General features: G+C 44.5%; 33 protein-coding genes and 1 tRNA gene. 30 read left to right on the top strand and 4 right to left on the bottom strand.

The window, feature by feature from the left end; all coding sequences use genetic code 11:
- Positions 1–38 precede the first annotated feature (38 nt).
- From KKI13_04095 to KKI13_04170, 16 genes are all read left to right on the top strand, one after another.
- Positions 39–755 carry a 50S ribosomal protein L25 gene (locus KKI13_04095; protein ID MBU4488229.1) on the top strand — a complete coding sequence of 239 codons (717 nt, stop codon included), beginning with the start codon at positions 39–41 and terminating at the stop codon, positions 753–755.
- A gap of 78 nt (positions 756–833) precedes the next feature.
- Positions 834–1,454, top strand: coding sequence for an aminoacyl-tRNA hydrolase (gene pth / locus KKI13_04100; protein MBU4488230.1), 621 nt, complete (start codon positions 834–836; stop codon positions 1,452–1,454).
- A gap of 88 nt (positions 1,455–1,542) precedes the next feature.
- Positions 1,543–1,830 (top strand): 30S ribosomal protein S6, encoded by a 288-nt coding sequence (gene rpsF, locus KKI13_04105; GenBank protein MBU4488231.1) that lies wholly within the window; start codon positions 1,543–1,545, stop codon positions 1,828–1,830.
- Positions 1,831–1,866: 36 nt separating this feature from the next.
- Positions 1,867–2,334 (top strand): single-stranded DNA-binding protein, encoded by a 468-nt coding sequence (locus KKI13_04110; protein ID MBU4488232.1) that lies wholly within the window; start codon positions 1,867–1,869, stop codon positions 2,332–2,334.
- An 18-nt stretch (positions 2,335–2,352) separates the two neighbouring features.
- Positions 2,353–2,643 carry a 30S ribosomal protein S18 gene (gene rpsR, locus KKI13_04115; protein MBU4488233.1) on the top strand — a complete coding sequence of 97 codons (291 nt, stop codon included), beginning with the start codon at positions 2,353–2,355 and terminating at the stop codon, positions 2,641–2,643.
- A gap of 23 nt (positions 2,644–2,666) precedes the next feature.
- Positions 2,667–3,110, top strand: a complete 444-nt coding sequence (rplI, locus tag KKI13_04120) for a 50S ribosomal protein L9 (protein MBU4488234.1) — start codon at positions 2,667–2,669, stop codon at positions 3,108–3,110.
- 3 nt (positions 3,111–3,113) lie between these two features.
- Positions 3,114–4,478, top strand: a complete 1,365-nt coding sequence (gene dnaB, locus KKI13_04125) for a replicative DNA helicase (protein ID MBU4488235.1) — start codon at positions 3,114–3,116, stop codon at positions 4,476–4,478.
- On the top strand, positions 4,478–6,835 hold the full coding sequence (bamA, locus tag KKI13_04130; protein ID MBU4488236.1) for an outer membrane protein assembly factor BamA: 2,358 nt from the start codon (positions 4,478–4,480) through the stop codon (positions 6,833–6,835). The genes dnaB and bamA overlap by 1 nt, the downstream gene beginning before the upstream one ends.
- Positions 6,836–6,853: 18 nt before the next feature.
- Positions 6,854–7,375, top strand: coding sequence for an OmpH family outer membrane protein (locus KKI13_04135; protein MBU4488237.1), 522 nt, complete (start codon positions 6,854–6,856; stop codon positions 7,373–7,375).
- Positions 7,376–7,385: 10 nt separating this feature from the next.
- Complete coding sequence (gene lpxD / locus KKI13_04140; protein MBU4488238.1) at positions 7,386–8,411, top strand: UDP-3-O-(3-hydroxymyristoyl)glucosamine N-acyltransferase; 1,026 nt, start codon at positions 7,386–7,388, stop codon at positions 8,409–8,411.
- Between the two features lie 12 nt (positions 8,412–8,423).
- The gene (gene lpxC, locus KKI13_04145; protein MBU4488239.1) at positions 8,424–9,275 is read left to right on the top strand and encodes a UDP-3-O-acyl-N-acetylglucosamine deacetylase; all 852 of its coding nucleotides are present in this window, start codon (positions 8,424–8,426) and stop codon (positions 9,273–9,275) included.
- Entirely contained in the window at positions 9,275–9,760 is a 486-nt protein-coding gene (gene fabZ / locus KKI13_04150) for a 3-hydroxyacyl-ACP dehydratase FabZ (GenBank protein ID MBU4488240.1), read from the top strand. The genes lpxC and fabZ overlap by 1 nt, the downstream gene beginning before the upstream one ends.
- 4 nt (positions 9,761–9,764) lie before the next feature.
- Entirely contained in the window at positions 9,765–10,577 is an 813-nt protein-coding gene (lpxI, locus tag KKI13_04155) for a UDP-2,3-diacylglucosamine diphosphatase LpxI (GenBank protein MBU4488241.1), read from the top strand.
- Between the two features lies 1 nt (position 10,578).
- A complete protein-coding gene (locus tag KKI13_04160; GenBank protein MBU4488242.1) occupies positions 10,579–11,328 on the top strand; it encodes an NAD+ synthase in 750 nt (249 codons plus the stop codon).
- Between the two features lie 17 nt (positions 11,329–11,345).
- The gene (locus KKI13_04165) at positions 11,346–12,683 is read left to right on the top strand and encodes a glutamine synthetase family protein (protein ID MBU4488243.1); all 1,338 of its coding nucleotides are present in this window, start codon (positions 11,346–11,348) and stop codon (positions 12,681–12,683) included.
- Between the two features lie 106 nt (positions 12,684–12,789).
- Positions 12,790–13,380: a transposase gene (locus KKI13_04170; GenBank protein MBU4488244.1), complete on the top strand. Its 591-nt coding sequence runs from the start codon at positions 12,790–12,792 to the stop codon at positions 13,378–13,380.
- Between the two features lie 38 nt (positions 13,381–13,418).
- Here the strand turns inward: KKI13_04170 and KKI13_04175 are convergent, their stop codons facing one another.
- The 3 genes from KKI13_04175 to KKI13_04185 are packed head-to-tail and all read right to left on the bottom strand — an operon-like array spanning position 13,419 to position 16,225.
- Positions 13,419–14,117 carry a type II secretion system GspH family protein gene (locus KKI13_04175; GenBank protein ID MBU4488245.1) on the bottom strand — a complete coding sequence of 233 codons (699 nt, stop codon included), beginning with the start codon at positions 14,115–14,117 and terminating at the stop codon, positions 13,419–13,421.
- A 39-nt stretch (positions 14,118–14,156) separates the two neighbouring features.
- Complete coding sequence (lpxB, locus tag KKI13_04180; protein ID MBU4488246.1) at positions 14,157–15,305, bottom strand: lipid-A-disaccharide synthase; 1,149 nt, start codon at positions 15,303–15,305, stop codon at positions 14,157–14,159.
- Entirely contained in the window at positions 15,302–16,225 is a 924-nt protein-coding gene (locus KKI13_04185) for a Gfo/Idh/MocA family oxidoreductase (GenBank protein MBU4488247.1), read from the bottom strand. Before KKI13_04185 ends, lpxB begins: the two co-directional genes overlap by 4 nt.
- 203 nt (positions 16,226–16,428) lie before the next feature.
- On the opposite strand from KKI13_04185, the gene KKI13_04190 reads away from it, so the two are divergent.
- From KKI13_04190 to KKI13_04250, 13 genes are all read left to right on the top strand, one after another.
- Positions 16,429–18,357, top strand: coding sequence for an ABC transporter ATP-binding protein/permease (locus tag KKI13_04190; protein MBU4488248.1), 1,929 nt, complete (start codon positions 16,429–16,431; stop codon positions 18,355–18,357).
- An 83-nt stretch (positions 18,358–18,440) separates the two neighbouring features.
- Positions 18,441–19,349: a 30S ribosomal protein S2 gene (rpsB, locus tag KKI13_04195; protein ID MBU4488249.1), complete on the top strand. Its 909-nt coding sequence runs from the start codon at positions 18,441–18,443 to the stop codon at positions 19,347–19,349.
- Positions 19,350–19,354: 5 nt separating this feature from the next.
- A complete protein-coding gene (gene tsf, locus KKI13_04200) occupies positions 19,355–19,945 on the top strand; it encodes a translation elongation factor Ts (protein ID MBU4488250.1) in 591 nt (196 codons plus the stop codon).
- A 10-nt stretch (positions 19,946–19,955) separates the two neighbouring features.
- Positions 19,956–20,672, top strand: a complete 717-nt coding sequence (gene pyrH, locus KKI13_04205; protein MBU4488251.1) for a UMP kinase — start codon at positions 19,956–19,958, stop codon at positions 20,670–20,672.
- A 71-nt stretch (positions 20,673–20,743) separates the two neighbouring features.
- Positions 20,744–21,304, top strand: a complete 561-nt coding sequence (frr, locus tag KKI13_04210) for a ribosome recycling factor (GenBank protein ID MBU4488252.1) — start codon at positions 20,744–20,746, stop codon at positions 21,302–21,304.
- Positions 21,305–21,312: 8 nt separating this feature from the next.
- Entirely contained in the window at positions 21,313–21,525 is a 213-nt protein-coding gene (locus tag KKI13_04215; protein ID MBU4488253.1) for a hypothetical protein, read from the top strand.
- Positions 21,522–22,091: a nucleotidyltransferase gene (locus KKI13_04220; protein MBU4488254.1), complete on the top strand. Its 570-nt coding sequence runs from the start codon at positions 21,522–21,524 to the stop codon at positions 22,089–22,091. Before KKI13_04215 ends, KKI13_04220 begins: the two co-directional genes overlap by 4 nt.
- A gap of 182 nt (positions 22,092–22,273) precedes the next feature.
- Positions 22,274–22,349 (top strand) — tRNA-Lys (locus KKI13_04225).
- Between the two features lie 84 nt (positions 22,350–22,433).
- A complete protein-coding gene (locus tag KKI13_04230) occupies positions 22,434–22,712 on the top strand; it encodes a GIY-YIG nuclease family protein (protein MBU4488255.1) in 279 nt (92 codons plus the stop codon).
- A 107-nt stretch (positions 22,713–22,819) separates the two neighbouring features.
- Positions 22,820–22,996: a helix-turn-helix transcriptional regulator gene (locus KKI13_04235; GenBank protein MBU4488256.1), complete on the top strand. Its 177-nt coding sequence runs from the start codon at positions 22,820–22,822 to the stop codon at positions 22,994–22,996.
- A 50-nt stretch (positions 22,997–23,046) separates the two neighbouring features.
- Positions 23,047–23,187, top strand: a complete 141-nt coding sequence (locus KKI13_04240; protein MBU4488257.1) for a hypothetical protein — start codon at positions 23,047–23,049, stop codon at positions 23,185–23,187.
- A 178-nt stretch (positions 23,188–23,365) separates the two neighbouring features.
- Positions 23,366–24,277, top strand: coding sequence for a hypothetical protein (locus KKI13_04245; protein ID MBU4488258.1), 912 nt, complete (start codon positions 23,366–23,368; stop codon positions 24,275–24,277).
- Between the two features lie 11 nt (positions 24,278–24,288).
- The gene (locus KKI13_04250; GenBank protein ID MBU4488259.1) at positions 24,289–25,080 is read left to right on the top strand and encodes a site-specific DNA-methyltransferase; all 792 of its coding nucleotides are present in this window, start codon (positions 24,289–24,291) and stop codon (positions 25,078–25,080) included.
- Here the strand turns inward: KKI13_04250 and KKI13_04255 are convergent.
- The gene (locus tag KKI13_04255; GenBank protein ID MBU4488260.1) at positions 25,063–25,752 is read right to left on the bottom strand and encodes a hypothetical protein; all 690 of its coding nucleotides are present in this window, start codon (positions 25,750–25,752) and stop codon (positions 25,063–25,065) included. The genes KKI13_04250 and KKI13_04255 overlap by 18 nt on opposite strands.
- A gap of 524 nt (positions 25,753–26,276) precedes the next feature.
- On the opposite strand from KKI13_04255, the gene KKI13_04260 reads away from it, so the two are divergent.
- The gene (locus tag KKI13_04260; protein ID MBU4488261.1) at positions 26,277–26,900 is read left to right on the top strand and encodes a hypothetical protein; all 624 of its coding nucleotides are present in this window, start codon (positions 26,277–26,279) and stop codon (positions 26,898–26,900) included.
- Positions 26,901–26,917: the final 17 nt, after the last annotated feature.

Raw genomic sequence — 26,917 nt, forward strand, 5'->3', positions numbered from 1 at the left:
ACTCCGTAAGTTGTGGGCTCATTTAGGAGCTAACAAAAATGGAAACAATTCAGCTTAATGCAGAAATAAGAGAGGCCGTAGGAAAAAAATCGACTAAGCAGGCGAGGAATGCGGGATTGATCCCTGCCGTGGTATACAAAGAAGGCAAGGATACCGTGCACCTGAAGATCAATTCAAAGGAACTCATGACCGCCCTTAAGACGAAGGCGGGGGCAAACGTCCTTGTCAATCTTAAAATCGGCGGCGCGGCAAAGGAAAAGCGAAATGAGCGAACCGTGCTGATAAAAGAGATCCAGATCCATCCCTTAAAAGACAAGATCCTGCACGTTGATTTTCAGGAAATATCATTGAGTGAAAAGATGACATTTGATGTGCCGCTTGTGACGAAGGGCGAGGCGGAAGGCGTAGTCAAAGACGAAGGCGTCCTTGAACACGTTCTTTGGGAACTTAAGATAGAATGTCTGCCTACCGCAATACCCGCAAAGATAGAAGTAGATGTCACGTCTCTTAAAATAGGCGATTCGATACTCGTAAAGGATATAGTGGTTTCGCCGGATGTTAAGATATTGAATGCGCCTGACCAGACGGTCATAACGGTCAAGATGCCGCATGTTGAGGAGACCAAAGAAGAGGGTGTGGAAGAAGTCAGCGAACCCGAGCTTATCAGGGAAAAGAAGGAAAAAGAAGAAGCTGAGGGCGAGGAAGAGGCCGCCGGCGAAGAGAAAAAAGAAGATAAGAAGGAAGAGAAGAAATAAAGTTAAGCTATCAGTCATCAGCTATCAGCTATCAGCGAAGAAGCTGAAGACTGAAGGCTGAAAGCTGAAAGCTGAAAAATGAAACTTATAATCGGACTGGGCAATCCGGGGGAAAAGTACAGAGACACAAGGCATAACATAGGCGCAAAAGTAGTGAAAGCGCTGGCGGGCAAAAACGCTATAAACTTAAGAAGAAAAAAGTACTTTTCCAGTTTTGGCGAAGGCAAGATAGGTGATGAAACCGTTCAGCTTATCCTGCCGATGACATATATGAATCTATCCGGAGAGGCCGTTATATCTATTGTAAAGGATAAGGGTATAGCGCTTTCCGATATTTTAGTAGTCTGCGATGACGCGGACCTCGAATTTGGCAGTATAAGGATGAGGCCTTTCGGCTCTGACGGAGGGCACAAGGGGTTGCGGTCCATAATAGAAAGAGTAGGGACGGCTTCATTCGCGAGGCTGCGCATAGGAATAGGATCCGCCAGAGGCTGGTCCCCGCCACAAGGCGTAGGCGGGCACGGCGCCTCGGGCGGGAAAAGTAGAGTCCTTAAAGACTATGTTCTCAGGCCTTTTAACAGAGATGAGGCCAAAAAGATCGTAAAGGTCCAAGAGAAAGCGCTTCTTGCGGTACTATGCTGGATCAAAGACGGCATAGATAAGGCGATGAATAAATATAACGCCAATAGCCCAAAATGATGCCTATTTTAGTATTGCCTTGAATAGTGCGGTGTGATAAGATAAAGAACGAAGACAGCGACCTCAACCATATTAGGAGGAAGTTACATTGAATAAGTACGATGGTATATTCATATTCAAGCCGGATCTGTCGGAGAAGGACGTGGAGAGCGAGTACTCCAAAGCCGAAGAAATGATCCAAAAACACGGCGGGAAGGTAGAGAAAACCGAAAAATGGGGCAAGAAGAGGACGGCGTACGCCGTAAAGAAATTCCATGACGGATTTTTCCTTTACATCTTTTTTGAGGCCCCGCCCGAATCTATAAATGTCTTAACAGAACTCTTTAAACTGAACGTCAATATTTTAAGAGTGCAGTTTGTGAAGAAAGACGATTAAAGAGCTTGCGGCGATACGGTATACAAAGGAGCTACAATGGCTAATCTGAATAAAGTATTTCTGATAGGTAATCTGACGCGAGACCCTGAATTGAGATATGTCCCCTCGGGAACAGCGGTGGCCAGCTTCGGGCTGGCGACCAATAGGACCTATACTGCAGCGTCGGGAGAAAAGAAGCAGGAGGTGTGTTTCGTAAGGATAGTCGTTTGGGGAAGGACAGCGGAGATATGCGGAGAGTATCTTTCTAAGGGAAGCCCCGCATTCATCGAAGGCAGGCTCCAGTACCGCGCATGGGATTCCCAAAACGGCGAAAAGAGAAGCACCCTGGAAGTAAGGGCGGAAAGGGTACAGTTTTTAGGTCGGAAAGAAAAAACGGGCGAAGCGCAGGCCGGGCAGGGTATTCCGGAAGAAGTAGAAAATATAAATCTGGATTCGGAAATAGCAGAGCCCAATATGGACACAGGATCAAAAACGAATAAGAGGAAAGACGAAGTTCCTTTTTAAATTTTGGGAGAGAAAGACATGCCAGGAAGAATGATGATGAGGAGAGATTCCGAAGGACCGCCGAGAAGGCGCAAAGATTTCAAAAAGAGAGAGGGCACTTTTTTCAGGAAGAAGGTATGCAGGTTCTGCGGTGATAAACAAAAAGACATAGATTACAAAAATGTTTTACGCTTGCAGAAATTTCTGACCGAGAAAGGCAAGATAATACCTTCCAGGATATCCGGTAACTGCGCGAAGCACCAGCGCCGTTTGGCACGCTCCATAAAAAGGGCGCGCGCTATAGCGCTATTACCTTACGTAGCGGAATAAATAGTGTTTTAGAGAGGGCCAAAATGAAGCTCATATTGATTAGCGACGTAGACAAACTCGGCAAAATGGGCGACGTGGTAAATGTTGCGGACGGTTTTGCCCAGAATTACCTTTTGCCCAAGAATCTGGCGATAAAAGAGACAAAAGACTCACTCAGGGTGCTGGAAGAGAAAAAAAGAAAATATGCCAAGGAAATTCAGAAAGAAAAGGCAAAATTCGAGGAGATGGCAAAAAAGATAAGCGCCGCCTCTTTCACGATATCTGTAGCATGCGGCGAAGAGGATAAACTTTTTGGCTCTGTTACGGCAGAAGATATCGCGGATGCCTTTTCTTTGGAAAATATTCAAATAGACAAAAAACAGCTTAATCTAAAAGAGCCGATAAAAAAACTGGGCGTTTACCAGGTTGAAGTAAAACTACATCCCGAAATAGTGATAGCAGCTAAGATCTGGGTAGTAAAGAAGTAGTATATGGCAGAAAATAATATAACAACTCAAAAGTTCCATTTAGAGAAGATTCCGCCGCAGAACGTAGAAGCAGAAATGGCCGTTCTCGGCTCTATGCTTATAGAAGAATCTGCCGTAGGCAACGCCATTGAGCTTATAGATGTAGAATCTTTCTACAAAGAATCCCACCGTATAATATACCGCGTTATAATCGACCTTTTTAGCAGAAATTCCGCGATAGATCTGATAACCGTGATAGAAGAGCTGCGCAAAAGAGGCGAGCTTGACTCCGCCTCCGGCGCGGCGTATATTACTTCTCTGACATCATCCATTCCTACCGCCGCGAATATCGGATACTACGCCAAGATAGTGAAAGAGAAGGCCATTCTCAGGAACCTCATAAATAATGCCACCGAAATAGTACAGGACTGCTACGAATCCACGAGCGACGCCGACGGCATACTGGATAAAGCGGAAAGGCTTATCTTTGATGTAAGTTCCAAAAAGATAGAACAGAAGACGGTCCTCTTAAAAGATATCATAAAAGACAGCATCGAGACCATAGATAACCTTTATCAGAGAAAAGAAAACATAACGGGTATACCGACGGGTTATCACGAGTTTGATATAAGGACCGCGGGGTTACAGCCTTCAGACCTGATCGTTATAGCGGGAAGGCCGTCAATGGGCAAGAGCGCCTTTGCCACCTGTATCGCGGAATATGCCGGTGTAGTAGAAAAGATACCGGTTGCTTTTTTCAGCTTGGAAATGTCAAAGGAGCAGCTTGTGCAGAGAATGCTCTGTTCGCACGCAAGAGTCAATGCCCACAATGTGAGGACGGGGTTTTTATCGCAGGCCGATTGGCCGAGACTCGTTACAGCCGCGAGCAGGTTATCGGAAGCGCCCATTTATATAGACGATACGCCGTCAATAAGCGTTCTGGAATTAAAAGCGAAGGCGCGGCGCTTAAAGGCCCAGCACGACATTAAACTGGTGGTTCTCGACTATATGCAGCTTATGAACGGCCCGGCAAAGTCGGAAAACAGGCAGCAGGAGATCTCCGAAATATCGAGGGCGTTAAAGGCCCTTGCGAGAGAGCTGGATGTCCCGATTATAGCGATAAGCCAGCTCTCCAGAGCGGTAGAGCAAAGGCAGGATCACCGTCCGCAGCTTTCCGACCTGAGAGAGTCCGGCGCCATTGAGCAGGACGCGGATCTGGTAGTGCTTTTATTGAGAGAGGAATACTATACTCCAAACGCCGAGGATAAAAAGGGCCTCGCGGAGATTATAATAGCCAAACAGCGCAATGGTCCCGTAGGGACAGTAAACCTCACTTTCATAAGCGAATACACGCGCTTTGAAAACAGGTTTAAAGGAGAAGAAGAATAATGCGCGTAAAAATTTATTTATCTTTATTTCTCATATCTTTTTTTATGCTGCTATGCCAGAATGTTTTACTTGCCGAGGCAGAAACGCCCGCCGAGAATGAGACAGCCGCTGCCGCAGTTTCCGAGAAAGTGGTTGTCGAAAATATAAAAGAGGTGAAGATAATAAACAATAAGATCGTCTCTACCCCCACTATTCGCTCAAAACTGAGGACTACCGAAAGCGCGCTCTTTTCGCAGGAAATATTGAACGAAGACCTGAAGAGGCTTTACGAAATGGGATTTTTTGAGGATATAGCCATAGATGTCAAAGAAGAACCCGATGGATATATCGTCAGTTTTATAGTTTTGGAAAAACCTCTGGTCGAGGGCGTATTCTTTAAAGGCAATAAAGCCATGCCCGAGGCAAAATTAAAGACAGAAATAAGCACCAAGGCAGACGACATGCTTGACCTTTCAAAATTGAACCGCGACCTTACGGTCATAAGAAAATTATACGAAAGCCAGGGGTATCAGCTGGCGAACGTGGATTATACGATACAGAAGGACGAGGAATTAAACAGGGCCACGGTGACCTTTAACGTAAACGAAAAGCAGCGTATAAGGGTAAAAAGTATAACGTTCGCCGGTAATTATTCCGTAAAGCCGGAAGAGCTTTCCAAGTTGATGGTCACGAAAACGGAATTTTTGTTTTTTATCCAGCCGGGTTATTTTAAGACCGAAGAATTTGAAAACGACATGGAGACTTTAAGGGCCTATTATCAGAGTATGGGATATCTTGACGTCGGGGTAGAGCCCGAATTTGATTATAATGCCGACGGGACCCAGATGTATATAACGGTCAAGATAGACGAAGGCAAGAAATACGTTGTCGGCGATATCGCAATAACCGGCGCCGAAAAATTTCCGGAATTTGACATAAGAAATACCCTCAGGATGACGCCCGGTAAGCCATATAGCGAATTGGCAATGCGCGAGGATATTGTGGGCATACAGCAGTTCTATTATGATAAGGGATACATGAGCTGCGATATTACTCCGGATGCGCTTTTAGATGCGGCGACAGGGAATATAAATATCAGCTACGCCATAACCGAGGGAGAGCTGATTTACGTAGATAAGGTGAGGATACTGGGCAATACGAAGACCAGGGATATCGTAATAAGAAGGGAACTGCGCGCTTATCCGGGCGAGCCTTTCAACGGCTCTCAGATACGCAGGAGCAAAGAGAGGCTCTATAATCTCGGTTATTTCGAAGATGTTGTGTTTAATACGGAATCCGGCAGCGCGCCGGATAAAAAAGACCTTAACGTAAGCGTTAAAGAGACCAAGACCGGTGAATTCTCGTTCGGCGGCGGCTATAGCTCCATAGACAGGCTGATAGGTTTTGTCCAGATAGAGCAGAGAAATTTCGACCTGCTTAATTTCCCTACCTTTACCGGCGGAGGGCAGAACCTAAACGTCAGGGCCGAATTAGGTATGGTCAGGCAGAATTATGTGGTCAGCTGGACGGATCCATGGATATTGGGGTTTCCGTATCTTTTTGGATTTGATTTTTACAGGACGGAGCACGCGAGGACGACAGACCTCGGATATCTTTTTGACGAAGCGCGGACAGGCGGCGACTTCCGGCTTGGCAAGGAATTTACCGAACACTTAAGAGCCGACGCTATGTATAAGCTGGAGCTGGTCGACATATCCAATGTCCACGAAGATGCCGCTCAGGATATAAAAAACGAAGACGGCAAGAACTGGTTAAGCAGGCTGTTTGGCGGCATAAGATACGATACGCGCGACAATGTTTACGTGCCCACAAGAGGATTTCTTTTGGGCGGTTCGCTTGAAAATGTAGGCGGATTTCTTGGAGGCGACAAGAACTTTTTAAAATACGGCGCGGATGGCGAAATATATTTCAATTTCTTTGAAAAGCGCATTGTACTTATGTTTGTAACCAGCCTGGATTTGATCCAGAAATACGGCGATACCTCCGAGGTTCCGATATACGAAAGGTTTTACGCCGGCGGCGCGACCACGATAAGAGGCTATAAGGAAAGATATGTAACCCCCAGAGACTCGGCGACGAACGAACCGCTGGGAGGCAACGCGCGCTTTTTGGCTACTCTAGAGGCGACTTTCCCGGTCTTTGAAGACTTAATAAAAGGAGCGCTCTTTGCCGATTCGGGAAATGTCTGGAAAGGTTTTTCGGATCTTGACGCGAAACTCCGATATAGCATAGGGGCGGGCGTGAGGATCAAGACGCCGTTAGGGCCGGTAAAGCTTGATTACGGCTGGCCTCTTACCGAGAATTACGGAGACGCGAAGAGAGGGCGTTTCTACTTTTCGATGGCACATGGATTCTAACGAAAAAGGAGAAGGATAATGAAGGCATTAAAAGTATTTTTGGCGGTGGTTCTTTTATCGGCGTTCATATTTTTTCAAGCAGCGCCGGTGCTTGCGAAAGATATCAAAATAGGCTATGTCTCACTCGGCAAGGCCTTTGATGAGTATGGAAAAACAAAAGAGGCGGATGCGGTGCTGGAAAAGAAGAGCAATGAAAAAGAAAAAGAGCGCGAGAAGATGGTAAATGAGATAAGCAAGCTCCGGGACGAACTGGAACTTTTGAACGAAAAATCCAAAAAGGATAAACAGGTAGTTATAGACGATAAACTGAAGAAATTGCAGGAGTTTGTCAACGCGACGAGAGAAGAGCTGGCGAAAGAGCGCGACGAAATGGTCAAGGATATAGTTCGGGAAATAGACAAAGTCATACAGGATTACGGAAAAGCAAACGGTTATACGGTCATACTGAATGACAGGGTCCTCGTCTACGGCGAAGATGCCCTTGACGTTACTCAGGATATCGTAGATATATTGAATAAAAGTGCAGGTAAGCGCAGGTAGGAAAATTATAATGGCGATTACAGTTAAAGAGATAGCCGAACTTATAAAAGGCGAACTGGTGGGCGACGGCTCTCTTGAGATCACTGGCGTTTCGGGTGTAGAAGATGCCGCAAAGGGCGAGATAACTTTCATAGAAAGCCCCAAGTTCAAAGACCGCGTCCTCAAGACGAACGCATCATGCATAATCGCGTCGTTTGACTTAGAAGGCGTTGATAAGCCGGTCATAAAATGCAAAAATCCCTCTTTAGCCGTAACAAAAATAATAGAATCACACTTTCCACAAAAGATAAACCATCCGCGCGGCATAGCCAAAAGCGCAGTTATCGGTAAAAACGTGAAACTTGCGAAGGATGCCGCCATTGGGGCAAATGCTGTCATAGAAGATAACGCATCTATAGGAGACAAAAGCGTTATCTATCCTTTGGCGTATATCGGCGAAGGCGTGACTATAGGTAAAAATACCGTCATATACCCCAATGTCACCATACGCGAGCGAGTCACGGTCGGAGATAATGTCATTATACACGGAGGCGCGGTCATAGGGGCGGACGGTTTCGGTTTTACAAAAGATGGAGCTACGCTTCGCAAGATACCGCAGACGGGCACAGTCGAGATACAGGACAATGTTGAAATAGGCGCATGCGTTACTATAGACAGGGCGAGATTCGGGAAGACCGTTATAGGTAAAGGATCCAAAATAGACAACCTTGTTCAGATAGCGCACAATGTGAAGATCGGAGAGAGCAGCATTATTGTCGCTCAGGTCGGAGTGTCCGGAAGCGTGAATATAGGCAACAATGTCATGCTGGGCGGTCAGGTCGGCATAACAGACCATGTAGATATAGGTGACAACGTAATGGTAGCGGCAAAAGGTGGTGTCACCAAATCGATCCCCCCAAATACCATAATGAGCGGTATGCCCGCAAGGCCTCATCATCTGACGAAGAGGCTTATTGCATACATAGACAATCTGCCCAAGACGGCCGAGCGGCTGGATGAAATAGAAGAGAAGCTCAAGGGCCTTCTTAATAAATAAAGCACTTACATTATGAGGCTTCAAAGGACGATAAAAAATCCCGTAACTTTGGAAGGAAGGGGCATCCATACAGGCTCCAAGGTAAAAATCACAATAAAAAGCGCCCCTCCCGATGAGGGCATACACTTTGTAAGAAAAGACCTTAAGACTTCTTCCCGCCTTTTGGCAGATGTGTCGAACCTGCGCGATTATTCAAATAAGTTGAGATGCACATCTTTAGGAAAGGGCAGCGCGGGCGTTCATACAATAGAGCACCTCTTGGCCGCCCTTTATGGTTTGAGCGTAGATAACGCGGATATCGAAATAGATAACGCGGAGCCGCCGGCCCTTGACGGGAGCGCTTCAGAGTATGCCGCGGCTATAAAAATGGCTGGCAGCGTAGAGCAGGATAGAAAAAGAAAAGAACTTTTACTAAAAGATATTGTTTGGGAAGAAATGAGGGGTTCTTTTTTAATAGCTCTTCCGTACGCGGGTTTTAAGATATCATATTTGCTTCATTATAGCGGCGCCAATTTGTCGTCGGAATACGCCGAATTTTCATTTGATTCCGAAAAAGAGAAAGAAAAGATATTTTTAGATGAAATAGCTCCCGCCAGGACATTCTGTCTTTATAAGGAAGTTTTTTTAATAAAGGCGTTGGGGCTCGCGAAAGGGGTGGGGCTGGGGAACGCGCTTGTTATAAAAGACGGCAAGCCGATAAAAAATAAATTTCGCCTAAAGGATGAGCCGGCGCGCCATAAGATATTGGACCTTTTGGGCGACCTCGCGCTTTTAAACAAAGACATAAAGGCGCATATAATTGGGATTAAAAGCGGCCATTCGCTGAATAGAAAATTATTAAAAAAGCTGGAAAGGGGTATTTGATGGAAAAGACCAGAAACGCTGGGCTAAGAGTAAAGGAATTCATCGAACCGAAAAATGGTGAGCTTGATATAAACGGCATCATGAAGATACTTCCGCACAGGTATCCTTTTTTAATGGTGGATAAAATAGTCGAGTGGGAAAGCACGAAAAGAATCGTGGGCGTCAAGAACGTGACTATAAACGAGGAGTTTTTTAAAGGCCACTTTCCGGACAATCCCATTATGCCGGGTGTTTTGATACTTGAAGGCCTGGCGCAGGTAGGGGGAATACTGGCGTTCAGCACCAAAGAAACCCTCGGCAAATCCATATATTTTGTAGGCATTAATGACGTCAAGTTTAGAAAGGCCGTTATCCCCGGCGACATACTTAAGCTGGAAGCTACTATTAAAAATTTGAGAAGCCGCCTCGCGATACTGCGCGGCGTAGCGACAGTGGATTCGGAGATAGTCGCCGAAGCGGACATTATGTTCGGCATAACAGGATGATTATATGAAGAGATTAGAAAAGATAGGGCTTTTTGCCGGCGGGGGCGAGCTGCCCCTTGTCTTCGGAGACGAAGTAAGAAAGGGCGGCACAAAAGTCGTAGCCTTCGCAGCCAATGGGATAACCTCAAAGGATCTGGACGGGCACGTCGATAAGATCTATTGGCTCGAACTTACGGAAACGGCAAAACTTCCGTTCATATTTTTAAGCGAGCGCTTAAAAAACTTTGTCATGCTGGGCAAGATCCCGAAGACGATCCTGTTTAAAAAGGACTTATCCAGGAGCAAGGAGATAAGTTCTGTATTAAGTGACGCGAAAGACCATCTTGACGATAACTTGATGAGGGAGATAGCCAATAAAGCGAAGAAATTCGGGATCAACTTTTTAAACCCTGCCGATTTTTTGCAGAATCTCCTGCCGGAAAAAGGCGTCCTTACCAAAAGAAAACCCACGCGCGATGAATTGCAGGATATAGAGTTCGGAAGAAAAATCGCAGCGGCGATAGGTAATCTCGATATAGGCCAGGCAGTAGCGGTGAAAAACAAAGATGTCGTGGCTGTTGAAGCGCTGGAGGGGACAGACGAGATGATAAAACGCGCAGGCAAATTGGCCGGTAACGGCGTTGTCTTTGTAAAAATGATCAAGCCGAAGCAGGATCCGCGCTTCGATATGCCGACGGTGGGCGTAACGACGATAGATTCCCTGATAGAAGCAAAGGCGGCCGTTCTTGCTATTGAAGCGGGTAAGACATTTTTTGTCAACAAAAACGAGGCGGTGAAGAGGGCTGATTCGCACGGCATCAGCATAGTGGCGATCTGACATGCAAAAGAGTAAAAACGAATTAATAAAATTCATAAAAGAGACAGTGCAAAAATCCGGCGCGAAAAAGCTGATACTCGGCCTTTCCGGCGGGGTGGACTCTGCCGCAACCGCTTATCTTTCAGTTTTGGCGCTGGGACGCGAAAATGTCATAGCGGTACTTATGCACTACAAAGATTTTGATAAAGAAGGCGCCGAATTGGCAGACTTAATGGTGAAGAATCTCGGGATAAAGTCGTACAATGTAGATATAGCGCCCGGCGTGGACGCGTATTTTAAGAATTTTCCCGACGCCGATGATATAAGGCGCGGCAACAAAATGGCGCGCGAGAGGATGTCGGTTTTGTACGACCTTTCAAAGAAAGAGGAAGCGCTTGTGATCGGCAGTGGCAATAAGACCGAGATATCACTCGGCTATTGCACCCTGCACGGCGATACTGCCTGCGCGCTGAACCCTTTGGCAAGACTTTATAAGACGGATATTCTTAAGCTGGCAGAGGAATTGGGCGTGCCCGAGAGTGTAATAAAACGGAAACCCACGGCGGGACTCTGGAAGGGCCAGACCGACGAAGAAGAGCTGGGTTATTCTTATAAAGAGATGGACCGGCTTTTGTCTTTAATGTTGGATTCGAAAAAGACGTATGACGAACTTAAAAAAGAAGGCTTCAGCGAAAAATTTATACGCGATATAAGAGAACGCATTACGATGAGCGATTTTAAAAGAAGACCTACTTCTATACCCGAGGCTTAAATTCGAGGAGAGATATAATGAAAACAAAAAAAGAGGTAATAAGTTTCGTAAAAAAACACAAGATCACCAATATACAGCTTTGGTTTACCGATATCCTCGGCGGCTTAAAATGCTGTGTTATCTCTGACAACGAATTGGAAGGCGCGCTTGACCACGGCAAGGGCTTTGACGGCTCAAGCGTCGCCGGTTACGCTGAGGCAGAGGAGAGCGATATTCTTGCTATGCCCGACATCTCTACATTTAAGATCGTCCCCTGGGAGAGTAAAAAAGAGCCTGTCGCGAGGATGTTCTGCGACATACTTACGCCTGAGAAAAAGCCTTATCCCGGAGACCCGCGATATGCGCTTAAAAGGAACCTTGCAAAGGCAAAAAAGATGGGTTTCGATTTCTATGTCGGGCCGGAATTGGAATATTTCTATTTTAAGCGTAATGACAAACCGGAGATACTTGACGAAGGCGGATATTTTGACCTTGTTCCCAATGACGTAGCGAATGAACTGAGAAAAGACACTGTGAAGATGCTTGATGCTATTGGGATAAATGTAGAAACGAGCCACCACGAGTGCGCTCCTTCGCAGCATGAGATAGACCTGCGCTATGCCGATGCTTTGACGATGGCAGATACCGTTATGACGTACAAGATGGTCGTAAAGGAAGTGGCGCAGAGGCGAGGATACCACGCCACGTTTATGCCGAAACCGATATTCGGAGTGGCCGGAAGCGGTATGCATACGCACCAGTCCTTATTCTCCGCCTCCGGCGGAACCAAGGGGAAAAACGCATTTTTCGACAAAAAAGACAAGCATCATCTTTCCAAAATAGCGAAGCATTTTATCGCCGGCGAGCTGAAACACGCCAGAGAAATATGTGCCATAACCGCCCAGTGGGTAAATTCTTATAAGAGATTGGTACCGGGATATGAAGCACCTGTTTATATTTCGTGGGCGACGAAGAATAGAACGGCGCTTATAAGAGTGCCTGTTTACCGTCCAGGAAACGAAAAAGCGACGAGGGCGGAATTACGCTGCCCGGATCCGGCGTGTAACCCGTATCTGGCGTTCAGTGTTATGCTGGCGGCGGGACTCGAAGGCATAGAGAAAAAATATAAACTCCCCGAACCCATAGAGCCCAATCTCTACAAAATGGAGATGGAGGAGCGCGACAGAAAAGGCGTGAAGTCGTTGCCCATCGATCTATTTGAGGCGATAAAGGAGACGGAAAAAAGCAGGCTGGTAAAGGATGCGCTCGGCGAGCATATCTTCAAGAGATTTCTCCACAATAAGATCAAGGAGTGGGAGGAGTACCGCATTCAGGTTACCTCGCAGGAAATAAAGAAGTATTTGCCGATATTATAGGGACGTGTCACAAAGGGACAGACAACCCCAAACATAAAAAAATTTAAAAATAATTGAAAGAAAAGTACCTCCTCATACGTATATATTAGTGAAAGGAGGTATTTTTATGCCTAGAACCAAGAGAATTTTATATGATGGAGCAATTTATCACATAGTAAACAGGGGACACAATAAGCAGGTTTTATTTAAAAATCACGAAGATTATATAAGGTTTAAAAGCATGGTATCTATCTACTTAGAACGGTATGCTTTTAAAATCTTCAATTACTGCCTTATGATCAATCATTTCCATTTTCTTATGCAAATAGGTAAAGCAGCTGATTTACCGCTTATTATGAAAGGAGTTTCGCAAACTTATGCGAATTATTATAAGCGAAAATACGGAACCATAGGATACCTGTTTCAGAATAGGTACAAAAGCATTCTTATCGAGAAGGATGCACATCTATTGGTGTGCGCTCGATATATAGAACGGAATCCTTTGAGAGCAAGCCTTGTAAGCGAATTGTCAGAATATCCATGGTCAAGTTACCATTACTACGCAACAGGTAAGAAAGATGATATCATCACGCCAAATATTTTATATGATAATTTTGGTAACTCCTCGGAAGAAAAGAGGCGGAATTATATTGAATATATATCCGAGGAACAGCCCTATGAATTGTTATTAGATGAGGCAATAGCAAAAATGAAATAGTGGAGTGTCCCAAAGCGACACGTCCCCTATTCACTACTTTAATCAGTGGAACTGGAGGTGCCGTTCGGATCTGATATTACCGGTTTTGTAGTATTCGGGTTGTAAAGTTCAAAATCATTCATTCGGAAAGGTCCTGCTACGTGTCCGTCCACAAAAAGTACCATAACAGGTGTTGTACTACCCACGTTCCCCCTTCCTCCGTGACCCGGTATATTATCGTCGTTATCACGTTCCAGCCAGACTTTATTGCGCGGTGAAGTTATCGTGGAAAGCGGCCTTGTGCTGTAGATGTTTGTGGTGTATAGAAAAACACGTGGGTTGCCATAGTATGAATTGCCTATAGCTTCAAAAATCGTAGTTTTTTCAAAATTCGGAGCCACATACTCTGTCCATGAAACGGGCCTTGCGTCATCGAGGCAGTGAAAAACTTCTGTATTTGGGCTCTCGAAATCCGTAATTTGCAAATAAGGATTTAGCGGGCGGGAGCCCTGCGGTACCTTGCCGCCGAAGTAGAACTCCATCGACCCACCCATTGATGGCGGAAAACAATCATTATGATCATCCAAATATAAATACCACGCAATCCCGTGCTGCCTGAGATTATTTATGCACATTGCCCGCCGCGCGGCTTCTCTTGCCTTGCCAAAAACAGGCAAAAGTATAGCCGCAAGAAGCCCGACGATGACTATTACCACGAGAAGTTCGATTAGGGTAAAGGCTTTTTTATTCATATTCATAATTATGGGGTCAGACCCTCGTTATGTTAACTACAATAATCAGGGTCTGACCCCAATGAGTTTAATCACTGCCTTTGCCGCGCGGCGGGAGGCGCCTTCAGAGCCGAGTGACCTTCTGAGCGCGTCAAGATCTTTTCTTATAGCACCGCTTACCGACGGGTTTGTGAGTATTTTAAGCGCTTCCTCATAAATCTTATTCGGCGTGGCGTCGAATTGGATCAGTTCGGGGACGATCTTCTTTTTGGGAAGTATGTTTACAAGCCCGATGTGGGGAACTCTTATAAAGGGCTTCATCAAAATAGCGTTAAGTAACGATATCTTATATACGATCACCATCGGTACATCCATTATTGCGCACTCAAGCGTTGCGGTCCCCGAACTAACCAGAGCCAGATCCGCAATAGATAAATAATCGTAAAGTTCAGTACCTCTATTTTCCGCTATGCGGCAGGGAAGGTCAAACCCCCTTAAATGCGTGTCAAATATCTCCGGCGCTATGGCTTGCGAACGCACAAGTATTACCTGTATATCCTCGCGCAAGTTGTGAATTTTTAGAGCGGCCGATAACATCATGGGAAGGAGCGCATTTATCTCGCTTTCGCGTGAGCCGGGGAGAAGGATTATGGTCTTCTTTTCCGGGTTGAAGTGCAACTCTTCAAAAACCGCGTCTTTTCCTATGGACGGCTTTGCTATATCCAGAAGCGGGTGCCCCACGCACTCGACGGGAACCCCGTATTTTTTATAAAGTTCGCCTTCAAAGTCGAAGAAGACAAGCATTTTATCGACGTATTTCTTTATTGTGTAAATGCGGTTTTTGCCCCAAGCCCACAACTGCGGGCTTATGTAGTAGATTATCTTCACTTTCCGTTTTTTTAATTCTTTCAAAAGCCGCAGATTGAATCCCGGGTAATCGACCAGTATTACAATATCGGGTTTTTCCTTATCGACCTCTTTTAAAAATAAAAAAAACATCTCTTTTATTTTCTTGAAATGTTTAAAGATGTCCCAGACGCCCACTATGGCAAGCTCGTCCGCCCTGTAAAAGACGCGCACGCCGGCAAGCGACATATTTTGGCCGCCTATGCCCATAAATACGACCGACGGCTCACACGACTTTATCTCTCTCACAAGCCGCGATGCGTGCAGATCGCCGGAGGCCTCGCCGGCGACTATGAATATCTTCTTCATGTCAATTTCGCTTTTATCTCTTCGGTTATGTCTATGGCCACTTTGAGGGCCTTGCGCGCTTCCTCGCCCGAAACGATGGGCCGTTTTCCGTTAAGCGCGCATTCCACGAATGACTCAAGCTCTTTTCTGAGGGGCTCTTCTTTCCTGATTTTGATGTTCTTTTTTTTCATTATATCGCGGTGTCTTCGGTATAAAGTGGCGGATTGCGTGAGGTAGTTTAAAAGGATGTACGAATCTTCCTGAAATATCTTTATGGTGCGCACTGGTTTTTTTGTTACGCGGCTCGCCGTAAGGTCGCACACGGTCTTGTTGGCAAATACCATGCGCACGTTTGCGGTGTCCTCATGCTGTGACACTATCCTTACGCCGACTGATTCTATGGACTCTACGGAACTTTTTATGAGCCCCAATATTATATCTATGTCGTGTATCATGAGGTCGAGTACCACTCCTATATCGGCCGCGCGCGCGACAAAAGGGCCGGAGCGGGTGCATTCTATGAATTTCGGCTCTTTTATATAGGGCTCTATGGCTCGGACCGCTGAATTGAAGCGCTCTATGTGGCCCACCTGGATGATGACATTCTTCTTTTTTGCAATCTCCAGGAGTTCGTCCGCCTCTTTAAGGGTCTTTGTGATGGGTTTTTCTATTAAAACATGGATGCCGTTATTTATGAAATCCTTGGCTATTTTGTAATGGAGAAATGTCGGGACCGATATGCTTACCGCCTGGACCTTGTCGAATAGGTCCCGGTAATCGGCATAGTAAGCCGTACGGTACTTTTTGGCTATCTTTTTGCCGTGGTCCGCGTTTATATCGCACACACCTACAAGGTGGATGCCTTTTAGCCTGGAATACACTTTGGCGTGTTTGGAGCCCAGGTGCCCCGCGCCTATTACCGCTACATATAGCCTGCTCATGAGACTCCTTATAAATTAGTAAAATTATATCATTAAGTGCCGCTTCGGGCAAGGAAAAATTGCTTGTTAAATGAGGCCCAAGCTTACGGAACAAAGTGAACGTAAGCTTGGCAGGCCGAATTTAATCCCGCCAACGGCGGGGCGATGCGAGTCCCACAAATGACTTGTAGGGATACCTCAAATATGCTATAATATCCAGACATATGAAAGACTATTTAAGGCTTTTAAAGTTTCTAAAACCGCATATATGGATCCTGTGCCTCGCCATCATATTTATAGCGCTTTTCAGCCTCTTTGAAAAGGCGTCGCTTGGGACCATCATACCGGTCGTCGATAGCATCATAGCCGGCAAAGAAATAGTCATGCCCGGTGAAAAATACGCGCCCGAGTTCATAGTGGGGCTCGTCAATAAGATCAATATCCTCGCGATGGGTCCCCAGGATTTCAGGCTTAAACTTCTTTTTTGGGTGGTGGGGATAGGCGCCCTTTTCCTGCTTTTGCGGGAGATATTCTCGTTCTTCAAGACCTATTTTATGCGCGACCTTAGCGAGCGCGTAGACAGAGACGTCAAAAACGCCATCTACACAAAATTCCTTTCTTTATCGCTTGATTTTTACAGCCGAAACCCGACGGGGAAAATGGTATCCCACATAACGTACGACGCCACGCTGGTGCGCGATTCTATTACAAGCGGGCTCACCGACCTTCTGGAACAGCCGATGCAGATCTTTATGGGCCTCGTGGTGATAATAGCGCTGAAATTCTATTTTGATATCTCCTGGAGCCTCATAGGCATCAACCTGCTCTTGATACCGACAATATTATATCCGGTCAGGATACTGGCCAAGCGCCTGAAGAAACTGAGCACGCAGAGCCAGGAGAAAATGGGCGACATAAACGTTACGCTCTACGAGACGATATCGGGCATAAAGATCGTCAAGGCCTTTTCAATGGAGCCTTATGAAATACAAAAGTTCGAAAATAACACAAACCAGTTTTATACATTGAGCATGAAGACGGTAAAAAGGCTGGAAATAATAAGCCCGCTTGGCGAATGCGCGATGATATTCTGCATAATGGCGGTCGGCCTGATGGCCGGGAACGAGATATTGAAAGGCTCGCTTTCGCCCGGAGCTTTTGCGGCGTTCGCGGCGGCGATAATGCTTTTGGCCAAGCCCTTAAAGAGGCTGGCAAAGGTTTACGGCGTCATGCAGACCGCGCTCGCGGCCGGAAAGAGGATATTTGATGTCCTCGACGAAAAACCCAATGTCAGCGAGAAGCCGGGCGCAAAAACACTGCCGCATTTCGCGAAAGAAGTCTCCTTTGATAAAGTCGGCTTCAGGTACGGAGCCGCGGATAGCGCCGAAGTGCTTAAGGATGTATCGCTAAAGATCAAAAAAGGCGACATACTCGCCATAGTGGGCCCGAGCGGAGTAGGCAAGACTACGCTCGTAAACCTGATACCCCGTTTTTATGACGCCGCGTCCGGCGCAGTCCGCATAGACGGAATCGACATAAAGGACGTCACCCTAAAATCGCTTATGGACAATATAGGGATAGTCACGCAGGAGACAGTTCTTTTTAATGATACCGCGGCCGCCAACATAAGCTACGGCAATAACACAGTCAACAAAGAGAGCGTAATAAACGCGGCCAAAATCGCCAACGCGCACGACTTTATAATGAAGATGCCGCAGGGCTACGACACCGTAATAGGTGAACGCGGCTTCCGGCTCTCGGGCGGGGAGAAGCAGCGGCTCTCCATAGCAAGGGCCGTATTTAAAAACCCCCCTATTTTAATACTTGATGAAGCCACTTCCCAGCTTGATACCGAGTCAGAGATGCTCGTTCAGGGCGCAATAGACCGGCTGATGAAGGGTAGGACTGTCTTTGTCATAGCTCACAGGCTCAGTACTATAAAGAATGCTACCAGGATAATCGTCCTAGACAGGGCCGGTATAGCCGAAGAGGGTACCCACGAGGCGCTAATGGCTAAAAGCGGCCTTTATAAGCGGCTTTACGAAATGCAGTTCTCTGCCGCCGAAGGCAGATCCGCCCGAAATGGCGGAAGAGACGCAGAAGGCGGATTCGCCCGAAATGGCGGAAGAGACGCAGAAAATGCTTGCAAATAGGCGGGATTTTGGTATAATACTCGCCACTTTTGGCAAAGCCAAAAAATAGGCAAAAACACAAAAAACAACATGGAGGCGACAATTTGGAAGCAAATACCCAAACACTCATAAAACAACTTCTTGAAGCAGGGGTACATTTCGGCCATCAAAAGAACAAATGGAATCCCAAGATGAAGGAGTATATATTTGCCGAGAAAAACGGTATATATATAATAGACCTGCAGAAGAGCGTGGGCTACCTGGCAGCGGCGTGCGAATTTATCAGAGGCATGGCGGCCCAGGGCAAGAATATCCTTTTTGTGGGCACGAAAAAGCAGGCGCAGATCATCATAAAAGAGGCCGCGGAGAAATGCGGCATGTTTTATGTATCGAACAGATGGCTCGGCGGGTGCCTGACCAATTTTGACACTGTGAAAAAGAGTATCACCCATTACGAGAACATAGAAAAGATGAAAGAGGACGGATCCATCGACAAGCTTTCCAAGAAAGAGGCGTCCCAGATAAACAAAGAATATATGAAGATGAGAAAGAACCTGGAAGGCATAAGGGCCATGAAACGTCTTCCGGCGGCGCTCTTCATAATAGACCCGAGCAAAGAGATCATTGCCGTAAAAGAGGCGCGCAAACTCAAGATCCCCATAGTGGCGCTTGTTGACACCAATTGCGATCCGGACCTCATCGATTATATCATCCCGGGTAACGACGACGCCCTAAGGTCTATAAAACTCATGACAGAGATAATTACAGAGAGCGTCATTAACGGCAAAAATGAATTTATGGCGGGAAAGGCCGCCGTGGCAAAGGAAGAAGAGGAGCTGGCGGCTCAGGAAGCGGCGCGCGTGGGAGATGGCGACGAGCTGGTTGAGAGCGCGGAGACCCTGGAACAGCGGGCCAGGCGCGGCAGGAAAGAAGAGAAGATAGAAGAAGATAAGACCATAAAACACAAGCCGGCAAGCAAGCCGATTAACAAATCGATCAAGAATAAGGAATAATAAACATGGTAGATGCAAAGACAGTCCAGAAATTAAGAGAAAAGACAGGCGTTGGCATGATGGTCTGCAAAGAAGCCCTGCGCGAAGCCGGCGGTGATATAGAAAAAGCCGTCGAGATACTGAGAAAAAAAGGCGCGGCCAAGGCCGTGAAACACTCCGGAAGAAGCGCGAAAGAAGGCGTGGTGGACAGCTATATACATCTGGGAGGCAAGATAGGCGTGCTCCTCGAGATGAGCTGCGAGACCGATTTTGCGGCAAAGAGCAAAGACTTTAAGGAATTGGCAAAAGATATCTGCATGCATATAGCGGCGTCAAACCCGCTTTATATAAAACGGGAAGATGTTCCGAACGAACTGATAGCCAAGGAAAAAGAGATATTCAAGGCGCAGGTCCAAAACAAGCCCGCGGCCGCCATCGATAAGATAGTGGAAGGCAAGCTCGAGAAATTTTACGAGGACACGTGCCTTCTTGAGCAGCCGTTCGTAAAGAACCCCGACATGACAATAAAAGAATATATAGTTTCGCACGTCGCCAAAATAGGCGAGAATATCGTCATAAGAAGATTCTCGCGCTACCAGCTCGGAGAAGAAGCTTAGAGTAAACCCAATGAAAAAACCCGCCTTCAAGCGCGTAGTCCTCAAACTAAGCGGAGAAGCCCTGCAGGGGAAATCCGGTTACGGCATAGATTTTGATGTCACCGCTGCCATCGCGAAGCGGATAAAAGAGGTCCACTCCCTCGGCGTTCAAATAGCCATTGTAATAGGCGGCGGCAATATCATAAGAGGCGCGTCAGTCGCAGGAAAAGGCGTGGACCGCTCCACAGCCGATTATATGGGCATGCTAGCCACTGTGATAAACGGCATGGCGCTTCAGGACGAGCTGGAAAAACAAGGCGTTTTTACGCGCGTGATGTCGGCAGTAGAGATGCGGGAAGTGGCCGAGCCCTATATAAGGCGCAGGGCGATGAGGCATCTTGAAAAGCGAAGGATCGTGGTCTTTGTGGCGGGCACGGGCAATCCATATTTTACCACCGATACCACCGCGGCGCTGAGAGCCATAGAGATAGGCGCTGAAGTCATATTAAAAGCGACAAAAGTGGACGGCGTATATTCAAAAGACCCCAAGAAATTCAAAGACGCCAAACGCTTCAAAGAATTGAAATACATCGACGTCCTCAATAAAGGCCTTAAGGTGATGGACGCTACGGCAGTAAGCCTTTGCATGGACAATAACCTCCCCATAATAGTATTTGACCTTTTCAAAGAGGGCAATATCAAAAGGGCAATAATGGGGGAAAATATAGGCACAGTAGTAAAGAGGTGATATATGAACCCCGCTACACCTAAGAATAGGTATGGCGGGTTTAAAGGAGGTGTGGCGGGGTGAATATCGTTATGAATAATGTTAGAGATGTTTTGCACGACGTAGAATCAAAGATGAAGAAGACCGTTGAGGCGACAAGGCGCGAATTCTCAACCATAAGGACGGGCCACGCCTCCACCGCCATTGTGGAGGGCATAAGGGTGGACTATTACGGCACGGACGTGCCGCTAAGACAGCTGGCCGGCATATCGACGCCCGACGCAAAACTGATACTTATACAGCCATGGGACCCGAAGTCTTTGGGCGAAATAGAAAGAGCGATTCTGAAGTCTGATGTCGGCATAACGCCTACAAACGACGGCAAGGTCATACGCCTGAGCGTTCCGCCGCTCACCATAGAAAGGCGCGAGGAGCTCATAAAGATAGTGAAGAAGATGGAAGAGGACGGCAAGGTTTCCATCCGCTCGGCGCGCCACTCCGGCATCGAGGTCGTGGATAAGCTGGAAAAAGATAAGAAGATCCCCGAAGACGAAAAGTTCAAAGGCCACAAAGACATCCAGAATCTTACCGACAAGTACGGCAAAGAAATAGATACGCTTTTCAAAGCAAAAGAAAAAGAAATTACAGGTTAATATCCCATATGCGCAACTGGCAGGCCTACCACAATTTTGAAGAGAAAGAAAAGGCATCTCTTTTAAGAAAGATGTCGGAGAAAGACTCTACAAATATTTTGCGCCAGCTTTATAAATTTGCCGACGGTATGAAAAGAGAACCATATTTCACCCAATCGGACGAAGATAAAATAAAAAGTCTTATAAGAGTGCACCGCATGTTCGGAAAGATAAAGAAATGATTTCGCTGGATTTGCAGTTGAAATCCCTGGCGCAGTGCCTATCGGCGCAAAAGATAAAATATGCGGTTATCGGCGGAATAGCGGTGTTTGTTTACGGCGAGCCTCGTTTCACGGCCGATATAGACGTTAACATAATCCTCGAAAGCCGAAAAATAGAAGATTTTCTTAAGCAGGCCAAGAAATACGGATTTTTACCGCGCTCGCCGAGAGTTAGAAGGATAGCCCAAAAAGACGGCGTTATTCCTCTATTTTTTAAAAAGAGCGGACTAATAGGAAGAATCGATATTATTTTAGCGGAAAATCCGCTCGAATATTCGGGGATCAATAGAGCAGAGACTAGGAAAGTAAGTGCAGTTAAAGTAAAACTGGTGACTCCGGAAGATCTGATCCTGCATAAGATAACGAGCCAAAGGCCGCGGGACAAAGAAGATATAAGAGGCATCCTTATCAGACAAAAAGGCCGGCTGGACTTACGATATATAAGGTCTTGGCTTGTAAAGATAGACAAGGCAAATTCAACGAAGCTCCTCAGTCGTTTCAACGGTTTGCTAAAAAAGATTATTTAAGACATATAAATTTTTGATATGATATTTTGTGTGGGCCGCTAGCTAATGAGCACATAACTTACGGAGCTATCAAACCCGTGTTTGCGACGTAAGTTATAAGTGCGAATTAATCCCGCCACACGAAGTATGGCGGGACTCATCTGGTATGGCATTGTAAGTTTTTTTAATATGGTATTTTGTGTGGGCCGCTAGCTCATCTGGTAGAGCACCGCTCTTTTAAGGCGGGCGTGGAAGGTTCAAGTCCTTCGCGGCTCACCATTTTTTTTCGAAGAAAAAAAATGACCCTGAGCAAGGCCGCCTTCGGCGGCCGCGTCGAAGGGCCATAATTCGACGCGAGGACTTATGTGGTACCTATATATCCTCAGATGCAAAGACGGCAACTTATACACCGGTGTCACAATCGACATTCCTCATCGCATAGCTCGCCATAATGCCAAAAAAGCCTCAAAATATACAAGGGTTCGCACGCCTGTAGCCTTGGCTTATAAAGAAGTTTATAGGACAAAATCAAAAGCGCTCATTCGTGAGGCCCAGATTAAGCGCTGGACCAAGAAGAAAAAACTCGCCTTAGTAACCCACGACAAATCCCAACTTATCGAACTTAGCAAATCCCGCGATTAATCAACTCCCGCCCCTCCAAGCTCGCCCTAATAAGCCGCTGAATCCTATTGCTCAAACAAAATTTTACTTGACAAATGCTATAGCATGTGCTATACTCCTTTTTAGAAATGAGCGATAAGCTAATAGGGGACATCAAGTACTATTTACAGCGCGAGAAGATTAGCCAGGAAGATTTTGCTCATAAGATCGGCGTTTCGTTTTCAACGCTAAACAGGTGGCTTAATAAGAAAACGAAACCGAAATCTAAAGCAATAATCGAAGCAGTAAAAAGAGCAATTGGCTAAGACATATTTTTTTAACCTAAAATATAGCATATGCTATAGCAGGTGAGATAATGGATTTGAGAAAAGTGATCATATTCTCTACTTTGATAAGCCTGAATATTGTAATCTGGCATGAAATACTGGGTACAGAGTTTTTACACCTTGTGTTAGCAGTGATTTTGTTACTACTTTTTATCGTCGGAGAGAAATAGCTATTGGTGGCAGTACGCCAAAAATGAAAATATTTTAAAAAAGTTTGAAAGAAAATAGCTACCCCATACGTATATATAGGTGAGAGATAGAAAGCCAATAAGAATTTTAGCCTTGTAACATATTCGTATATTTATATGTAGAAAATATATGCTATAATACTATATGATGAGGACAAATATGGAACTACTTACTAATACCAGTGAGAAAATGCTAACTCTAAAAGACGTTGCTATTTTGACTGATAAATCCGAAGGCTTTATTAAATCAAAAATAGCGAAAGATGAACTAAAAAAATATGACAAATGGGGTAAACCTCTAGAAGATCCGGTTAAATACAAAGGATATTTCAAGCTCTGTGATATAAAATATGTATTTCATATAGAACCTGATTTAAAACGATTGGCAATTCCTCATTATAATAACAATACTCATTATGAAGATAAAGACGTTCATCCAAAAGAAGTAGTTAGAATTTTTCCTCCGAACGTTTATAAGAAAATAGAGAATGTCAGAACCAATCGATTTGATGTTTGTATAATGACAGCCAAGATTGCAACTAGCGAGCTTCTAGTTCCTTTTAAGTATGAGAACAATCAAAGCATCAACAACAATCTTAAGGAGACTTTTAGGATTATAGAAAGAGCGAGTGGCTTACTTACAGATAACGGTTCACTTTTAATATATGACATTCCTAGATGGTTGCCTTATTATGCCGTTCATTTAGCCGAGAAATTAGTATTCAAATATTGGATTGCCATTCGTACATTTGATATTTATGAGAAGAAAATGTTTGACCCTGTATCATTAGGAGTTTTATTTATGGTAAAGAAGAACGAACGTTTTGTTATTAATACTGTAAGAGAGCCTCATAAATATTGTAAGTATTGCAAAGAAATTCTGAAAGATTATGGAGGGAAAAAACACCTGATGCATCAAAAAGGTGCAGCGCTTTCGGACGTTTGGAAATTTATGAAAACCGACCATCACAATATTAGCCAGTTAAATGAAATACCACGCCCCGTACTCAGGAGACTCATTAACTTAACTTGTACAGATAAAAACCGTTTACTGATGCTGAAATTAGATTGAGAATTCAGACCATGAAAAATGTGGAATTAAATAGAGTATATATAGAAGACTGCATAGAGTTTATGAAGAAAATGCCCGCAGAATCGGTAGACTTAACATTTGCAGATCCTCCCTATAATCTGCAAAAAAGTTATTCACGCTATAAAGATGATAAAACTAGTCATGAGTATATTGCTTGGTGTAATCTTTGGCTTGAACAGATGGCAAGAATACTTAAAAAAACAGGATCGTTATATGTTTTAAATCTACCAAAATGGGCTGTCTATCATGCTGTCTTTCTTGATAGGCTTCTCTGTAGACAGAACTGGATAGTTTGGGATGCTCTGTCAACCCCTCTTGGAAAACTAATGCCCGCACACTATGCCTTACTCTTTTATACAAAACAAAGAAAAGATTACGTTTTTAATCCTCAAACCACGGTCAATGATTATGATTCATGCTATAGAGAAAAATGTGTCAGAATGAGAAAAGATATAGAGGGCCGCCCGGTATCTGATATTTGGTTCGACCTTCATAGGATAAGACATAGTAGAAAACGCGATAAACACCCCTGCCAACTACCATTGAAATTATTAGAGAGGATTATTTTGGCATCAACGAATATGGGCGGTATAGTATTCGATCCGTTTATGGGAGTGGGAACAACCGCTGTAGTTGCAAAGTTATTAAATAGAAATTTTATAGGTTGCGAAATAGACAATAAGTATGAAAAAATTATCAGTGATAAGGTAGAAGATTATAATAACTATAGGAGGGAGCTCAGTACGATAGCAGATTTGGAAAGGTCAGGAAAGTTCTTTTAAGAATTTTTTTCTATCTTTTTTAGGAATATGTTTTATATGTTTCTTTATAATTCTTCTTGATCTATAAACATCTGTTCCACTGCGTAAATCCTCAAATTGTTCCAATGTTGTAATAGGCGAATCAGCATAAAAATCTTTTGGCCTCAAGTTTCCATCCTTCTCTCTATAACGTAACGCCCCATCTTTATTCAAGGCTAAGAATTTATAAAATAAATCAATTTGCACTTCCACAATCTTTTTTATGGTATCATCAAAGTGATATATAACGAAGAGATAGTATATATTATCGCCACCAAACTGTTTTAATTTTTTCTCCCACATATTTAACGTACCCATATCATTTTCACTATTTTTACATTTTATCCATTTCTTATCTTTTAGTTCAACGACATTACCACATTTATATTCAATGGCTAGCTCCGGGGAAGTTTTTAATGTAAAATCTGGAAATTGGTTTTTATCTTTTGCAATGGCATAATTTATAAGCCCCTGCTTTTTGAAATGATCAGCTAAAAATGCTGAAATATAAGGTTGGATTTCTGTACCAAAACTTACGTAATTGAAATCTCTAGTTTGGAGAGTCTTTTGAAGATGATCTTTAAGTGGCTTATGACAGGTCTTCAGAACTTGTTTTGCTTTTTTCAAGTCACCCATATTATCTAGCCTTTTCATCAGTTTATAGAATACTCCATATAAAAGAGGTTGTCAATAGTAGAGGAGCAATATATAATCACTAATAGTCATTTACGATCAATAGGAAGTATGGCATAATTACATTATGGGACGAAAATGGTCTAAACAAGAACTGGATTATCTTACAAAGAAAAAAGGCCGGATGACCTATAGGAATATTGCAAGAGTTTTACACAGATCAGTTCGGTCCATAAAAATGACAACCATTCGTATTGACATAGCTAATCCTAAACCACGTTGGACAGAAAAAGAAGAAATTAAATTAAGAAAATTATTGCAACAATATCTATCTTATACAAATATAGGACGCTTAATGCATAGAAGCAGATTTAGCATTGCTTCAAAAGCAAGGCGTTTGGACTAAAAATAAAGTAAACCATAATCGTTTGGCGCGCAAATCCCAAGCAAATTCTGCTTGGGATTTGGTGTTTTTGGGGGTATAATTTGGGGTAGAAAAGCGCCACCCTGCGAAAAAGTGACCGGTAAAGTCGTATTTAGATACTATGGGTTTCCCTGAAGGGGTAGATACGGTTTCGCTATTTGAGCAGCAGCTCCAAAAAGGTAAGAATTTTGTTCCTATTAGCATCTTAAAAAAGCAAGCCAGGGAGCAAAGAGAACGGCTAGAAACAATCTTCTTGGAAATGATTTATAAAATCCTTGGCAACACAAAGGGAACAGAAAACGCAATTTATTATCCTGTAGCAGAATTTGTATCGAATATATTCGATCATAGTAAAAAAGACGAAGGATTTGTTTTTGGCCAACTGTATCAGTCTAAGAATTTTTTGGATATGTGTATAGTTGATACTGGGAGAGGCCTATCAACGGCTTACAAAGAGGAGAATAAAATAGTATTATCAGACGAAGAGGCCATTAAAAAAGCGTTAGAAGGATATTCAACGAAGCCCGACAAAGAGCGCGGTTATGGAATACGCACTTCAATAAGAGTTGTTTGTGAGGCCTTAAAAGGCGGCTTTGTGTTACTTTCCGGTAGCGCTGCATTTTTATCGATTGAAAATAAAAAGACCATAGTCAGCCTGCCGAATTTTTACTGGCAAGGCGTAATTATTGCCTACAGAATACCAAGACCGATGTATCCTGTCAGTATTATGCCCTATATTGAATAATGCGGCTGAGTATGGTA

Source organism: Candidatus Omnitrophota bacterium (assembly GCA_018894435.1).
Classification (GTDB): Bacteria; Omnitrophota; Gorgyraeia; order JAHIPI01; family JAHIPI01; genus JAHIPI01.

What these genes read in the sequence shown, in the direction of transcription:
- KKI13_04095 (MBU4488229.1), top strand. Translation starts at nt 39, where the DNA reads ATGGAAACAATTCAGCTTAATGCAGAAATAAGAGAGGCCGTAGGAAAA.
- pth (MBU4488230.1), top strand. Translation starts at nt 834, where the DNA reads ATGAAACTTATAATCGGACTGGGCAATCCGGGGGAAAAGTACAGAGAC.
- KKI13_04110 (MBU4488232.1), top strand. Translation starts at nt 1,867, where the DNA reads ATGGCTAATCTGAATAAAGTATTTCTGATAGGTAATCTGACGCGAGAC.
- rpsR (MBU4488233.1), top strand. Translation starts at nt 2,353, where the DNA reads ATGCCAGGAAGAATGATGATGAGGAGAGATTCCGAAGGACCGCCGAGA.
- rplI (MBU4488234.1), top strand. Translation starts at nt 2,667, where the DNA reads ATGAAGCTCATATTGATTAGCGACGTAGACAAACTCGGCAAAATGGGC.
- dnaB (MBU4488235.1), top strand. Translation starts at nt 3,114, where the DNA reads ATGGCAGAAAATAATATAACAACTCAAAAGTTCCATTTAGAGAAGATT.
- bamA (MBU4488236.1), top strand. Translation starts at nt 4,478, where the DNA reads ATGCGCGTAAAAATTTATTTATCTTTATTTCTCATATCTTTTTTTATG.
- KKI13_04135 (MBU4488237.1), top strand. Translation starts at nt 6,854, where the DNA reads ATGAAGGCATTAAAAGTATTTTTGGCGGTGGTTCTTTTATCGGCGTTC.
- lpxD (MBU4488238.1), top strand. Translation starts at nt 7,386, where the DNA reads ATGGCGATTACAGTTAAAGAGATAGCCGAACTTATAAAAGGCGAACTG.
- lpxC (MBU4488239.1), top strand. Translation starts at nt 8,424, where the DNA reads ATGAGGCTTCAAAGGACGATAAAAAATCCCGTAACTTTGGAAGGAAGG.
- fabZ (MBU4488240.1), top strand. Translation starts at nt 9,275, where the DNA reads ATGGAAAAGACCAGAAACGCTGGGCTAAGAGTAAAGGAATTCATCGAA.
- lpxI (MBU4488241.1), top strand. Translation starts at nt 9,765, where the DNA reads ATGAAGAGATTAGAAAAGATAGGGCTTTTTGCCGGCGGGGGCGAGCTG.
- KKI13_04160 (MBU4488242.1), top strand. Translation starts at nt 10,579, where the DNA reads ATGCAAAAGAGTAAAAACGAATTAATAAAATTCATAAAAGAGACAGTG.
- KKI13_04165 (MBU4488243.1), top strand. Translation starts at nt 11,346, where the DNA reads ATGAAAACAAAAAAAGAGGTAATAAGTTTCGTAAAAAAACACAAGATC.
- KKI13_04170 (MBU4488244.1), top strand. Translation starts at nt 12,790, where the DNA reads ATGCCTAGAACCAAGAGAATTTTATATGATGGAGCAATTTATCACATA.
- KKI13_04175 (MBU4488245.1), bottom strand. Translation starts at nt 14,117, where the DNA reads ATGAATATGAATAAAAAAGCCTTTACCCTAATCGAACTTCTCGTGGTA.
- lpxB (MBU4488246.1), bottom strand. Translation starts at nt 15,305, where the DNA reads ATGAAGAAGATATTCATAGTCGCCGGCGAGGCCTCCGGCGATCTGCAC.
- KKI13_04185 (MBU4488247.1), bottom strand. Translation starts at nt 16,225, where the DNA reads ATGAGCAGGCTATATGTAGCGGTAATAGGCGCGGGGCACCTGGGCTCC.
- KKI13_04190 (MBU4488248.1), top strand. Translation starts at nt 16,429, where the DNA reads ATGAAAGACTATTTAAGGCTTTTAAAGTTTCTAAAACCGCATATATGG.
- tsf (MBU4488250.1), top strand. Translation starts at nt 19,355, where the DNA reads ATGGTAGATGCAAAGACAGTCCAGAAATTAAGAGAAAAGACAGGCGTT.
- pyrH (MBU4488251.1), top strand. Translation starts at nt 19,956, where the DNA reads ATGAAAAAACCCGCCTTCAAGCGCGTAGTCCTCAAACTAAGCGGAGAA.
- frr (MBU4488252.1), top strand. Translation starts at nt 20,744, where the DNA reads ATGAATAATGTTAGAGATGTTTTGCACGACGTAGAATCAAAGATGAAG.
- KKI13_04215 (MBU4488253.1), top strand. Translation starts at nt 21,313, where the DNA reads ATGCGCAACTGGCAGGCCTACCACAATTTTGAAGAGAAAGAAAAGGCA.
- KKI13_04220 (MBU4488254.1), top strand. Translation starts at nt 21,522, where the DNA reads ATGATTTCGCTGGATTTGCAGTTGAAATCCCTGGCGCAGTGCCTATCG.
- KKI13_04230 (MBU4488255.1), top strand. Translation starts at nt 22,434, where the DNA reads ATGTGGTACCTATATATCCTCAGATGCAAAGACGGCAACTTATACACC.
- KKI13_04235 (MBU4488256.1), top strand. Translation starts at nt 22,820, where the DNA reads ATGAGCGATAAGCTAATAGGGGACATCAAGTACTATTTACAGCGCGAG.
- KKI13_04240 (MBU4488257.1), top strand. Translation starts at nt 23,047, where the DNA reads ATGGATTTGAGAAAAGTGATCATATTCTCTACTTTGATAAGCCTGAAT.
- KKI13_04245 (MBU4488258.1), top strand. Translation starts at nt 23,366, where the DNA reads ATGGAACTACTTACTAATACCAGTGAGAAAATGCTAACTCTAAAAGAC.
- KKI13_04250 (MBU4488259.1), top strand. Translation starts at nt 24,289, where the DNA reads ATGAAAAATGTGGAATTAAATAGAGTATATATAGAAGACTGCATAGAG.
- KKI13_04255 (MBU4488260.1), bottom strand. Translation starts at nt 25,752, where the DNA reads ATGAAAAGGCTAGATAATATGGGTGACTTGAAAAAAGCAAAACAAGTT.
- KKI13_04260 (MBU4488261.1), top strand. Translation starts at nt 26,277, where the DNA reads ATGGGTTTCCCTGAAGGGGTAGATACGGTTTCGCTATTTGAGCAGCAG.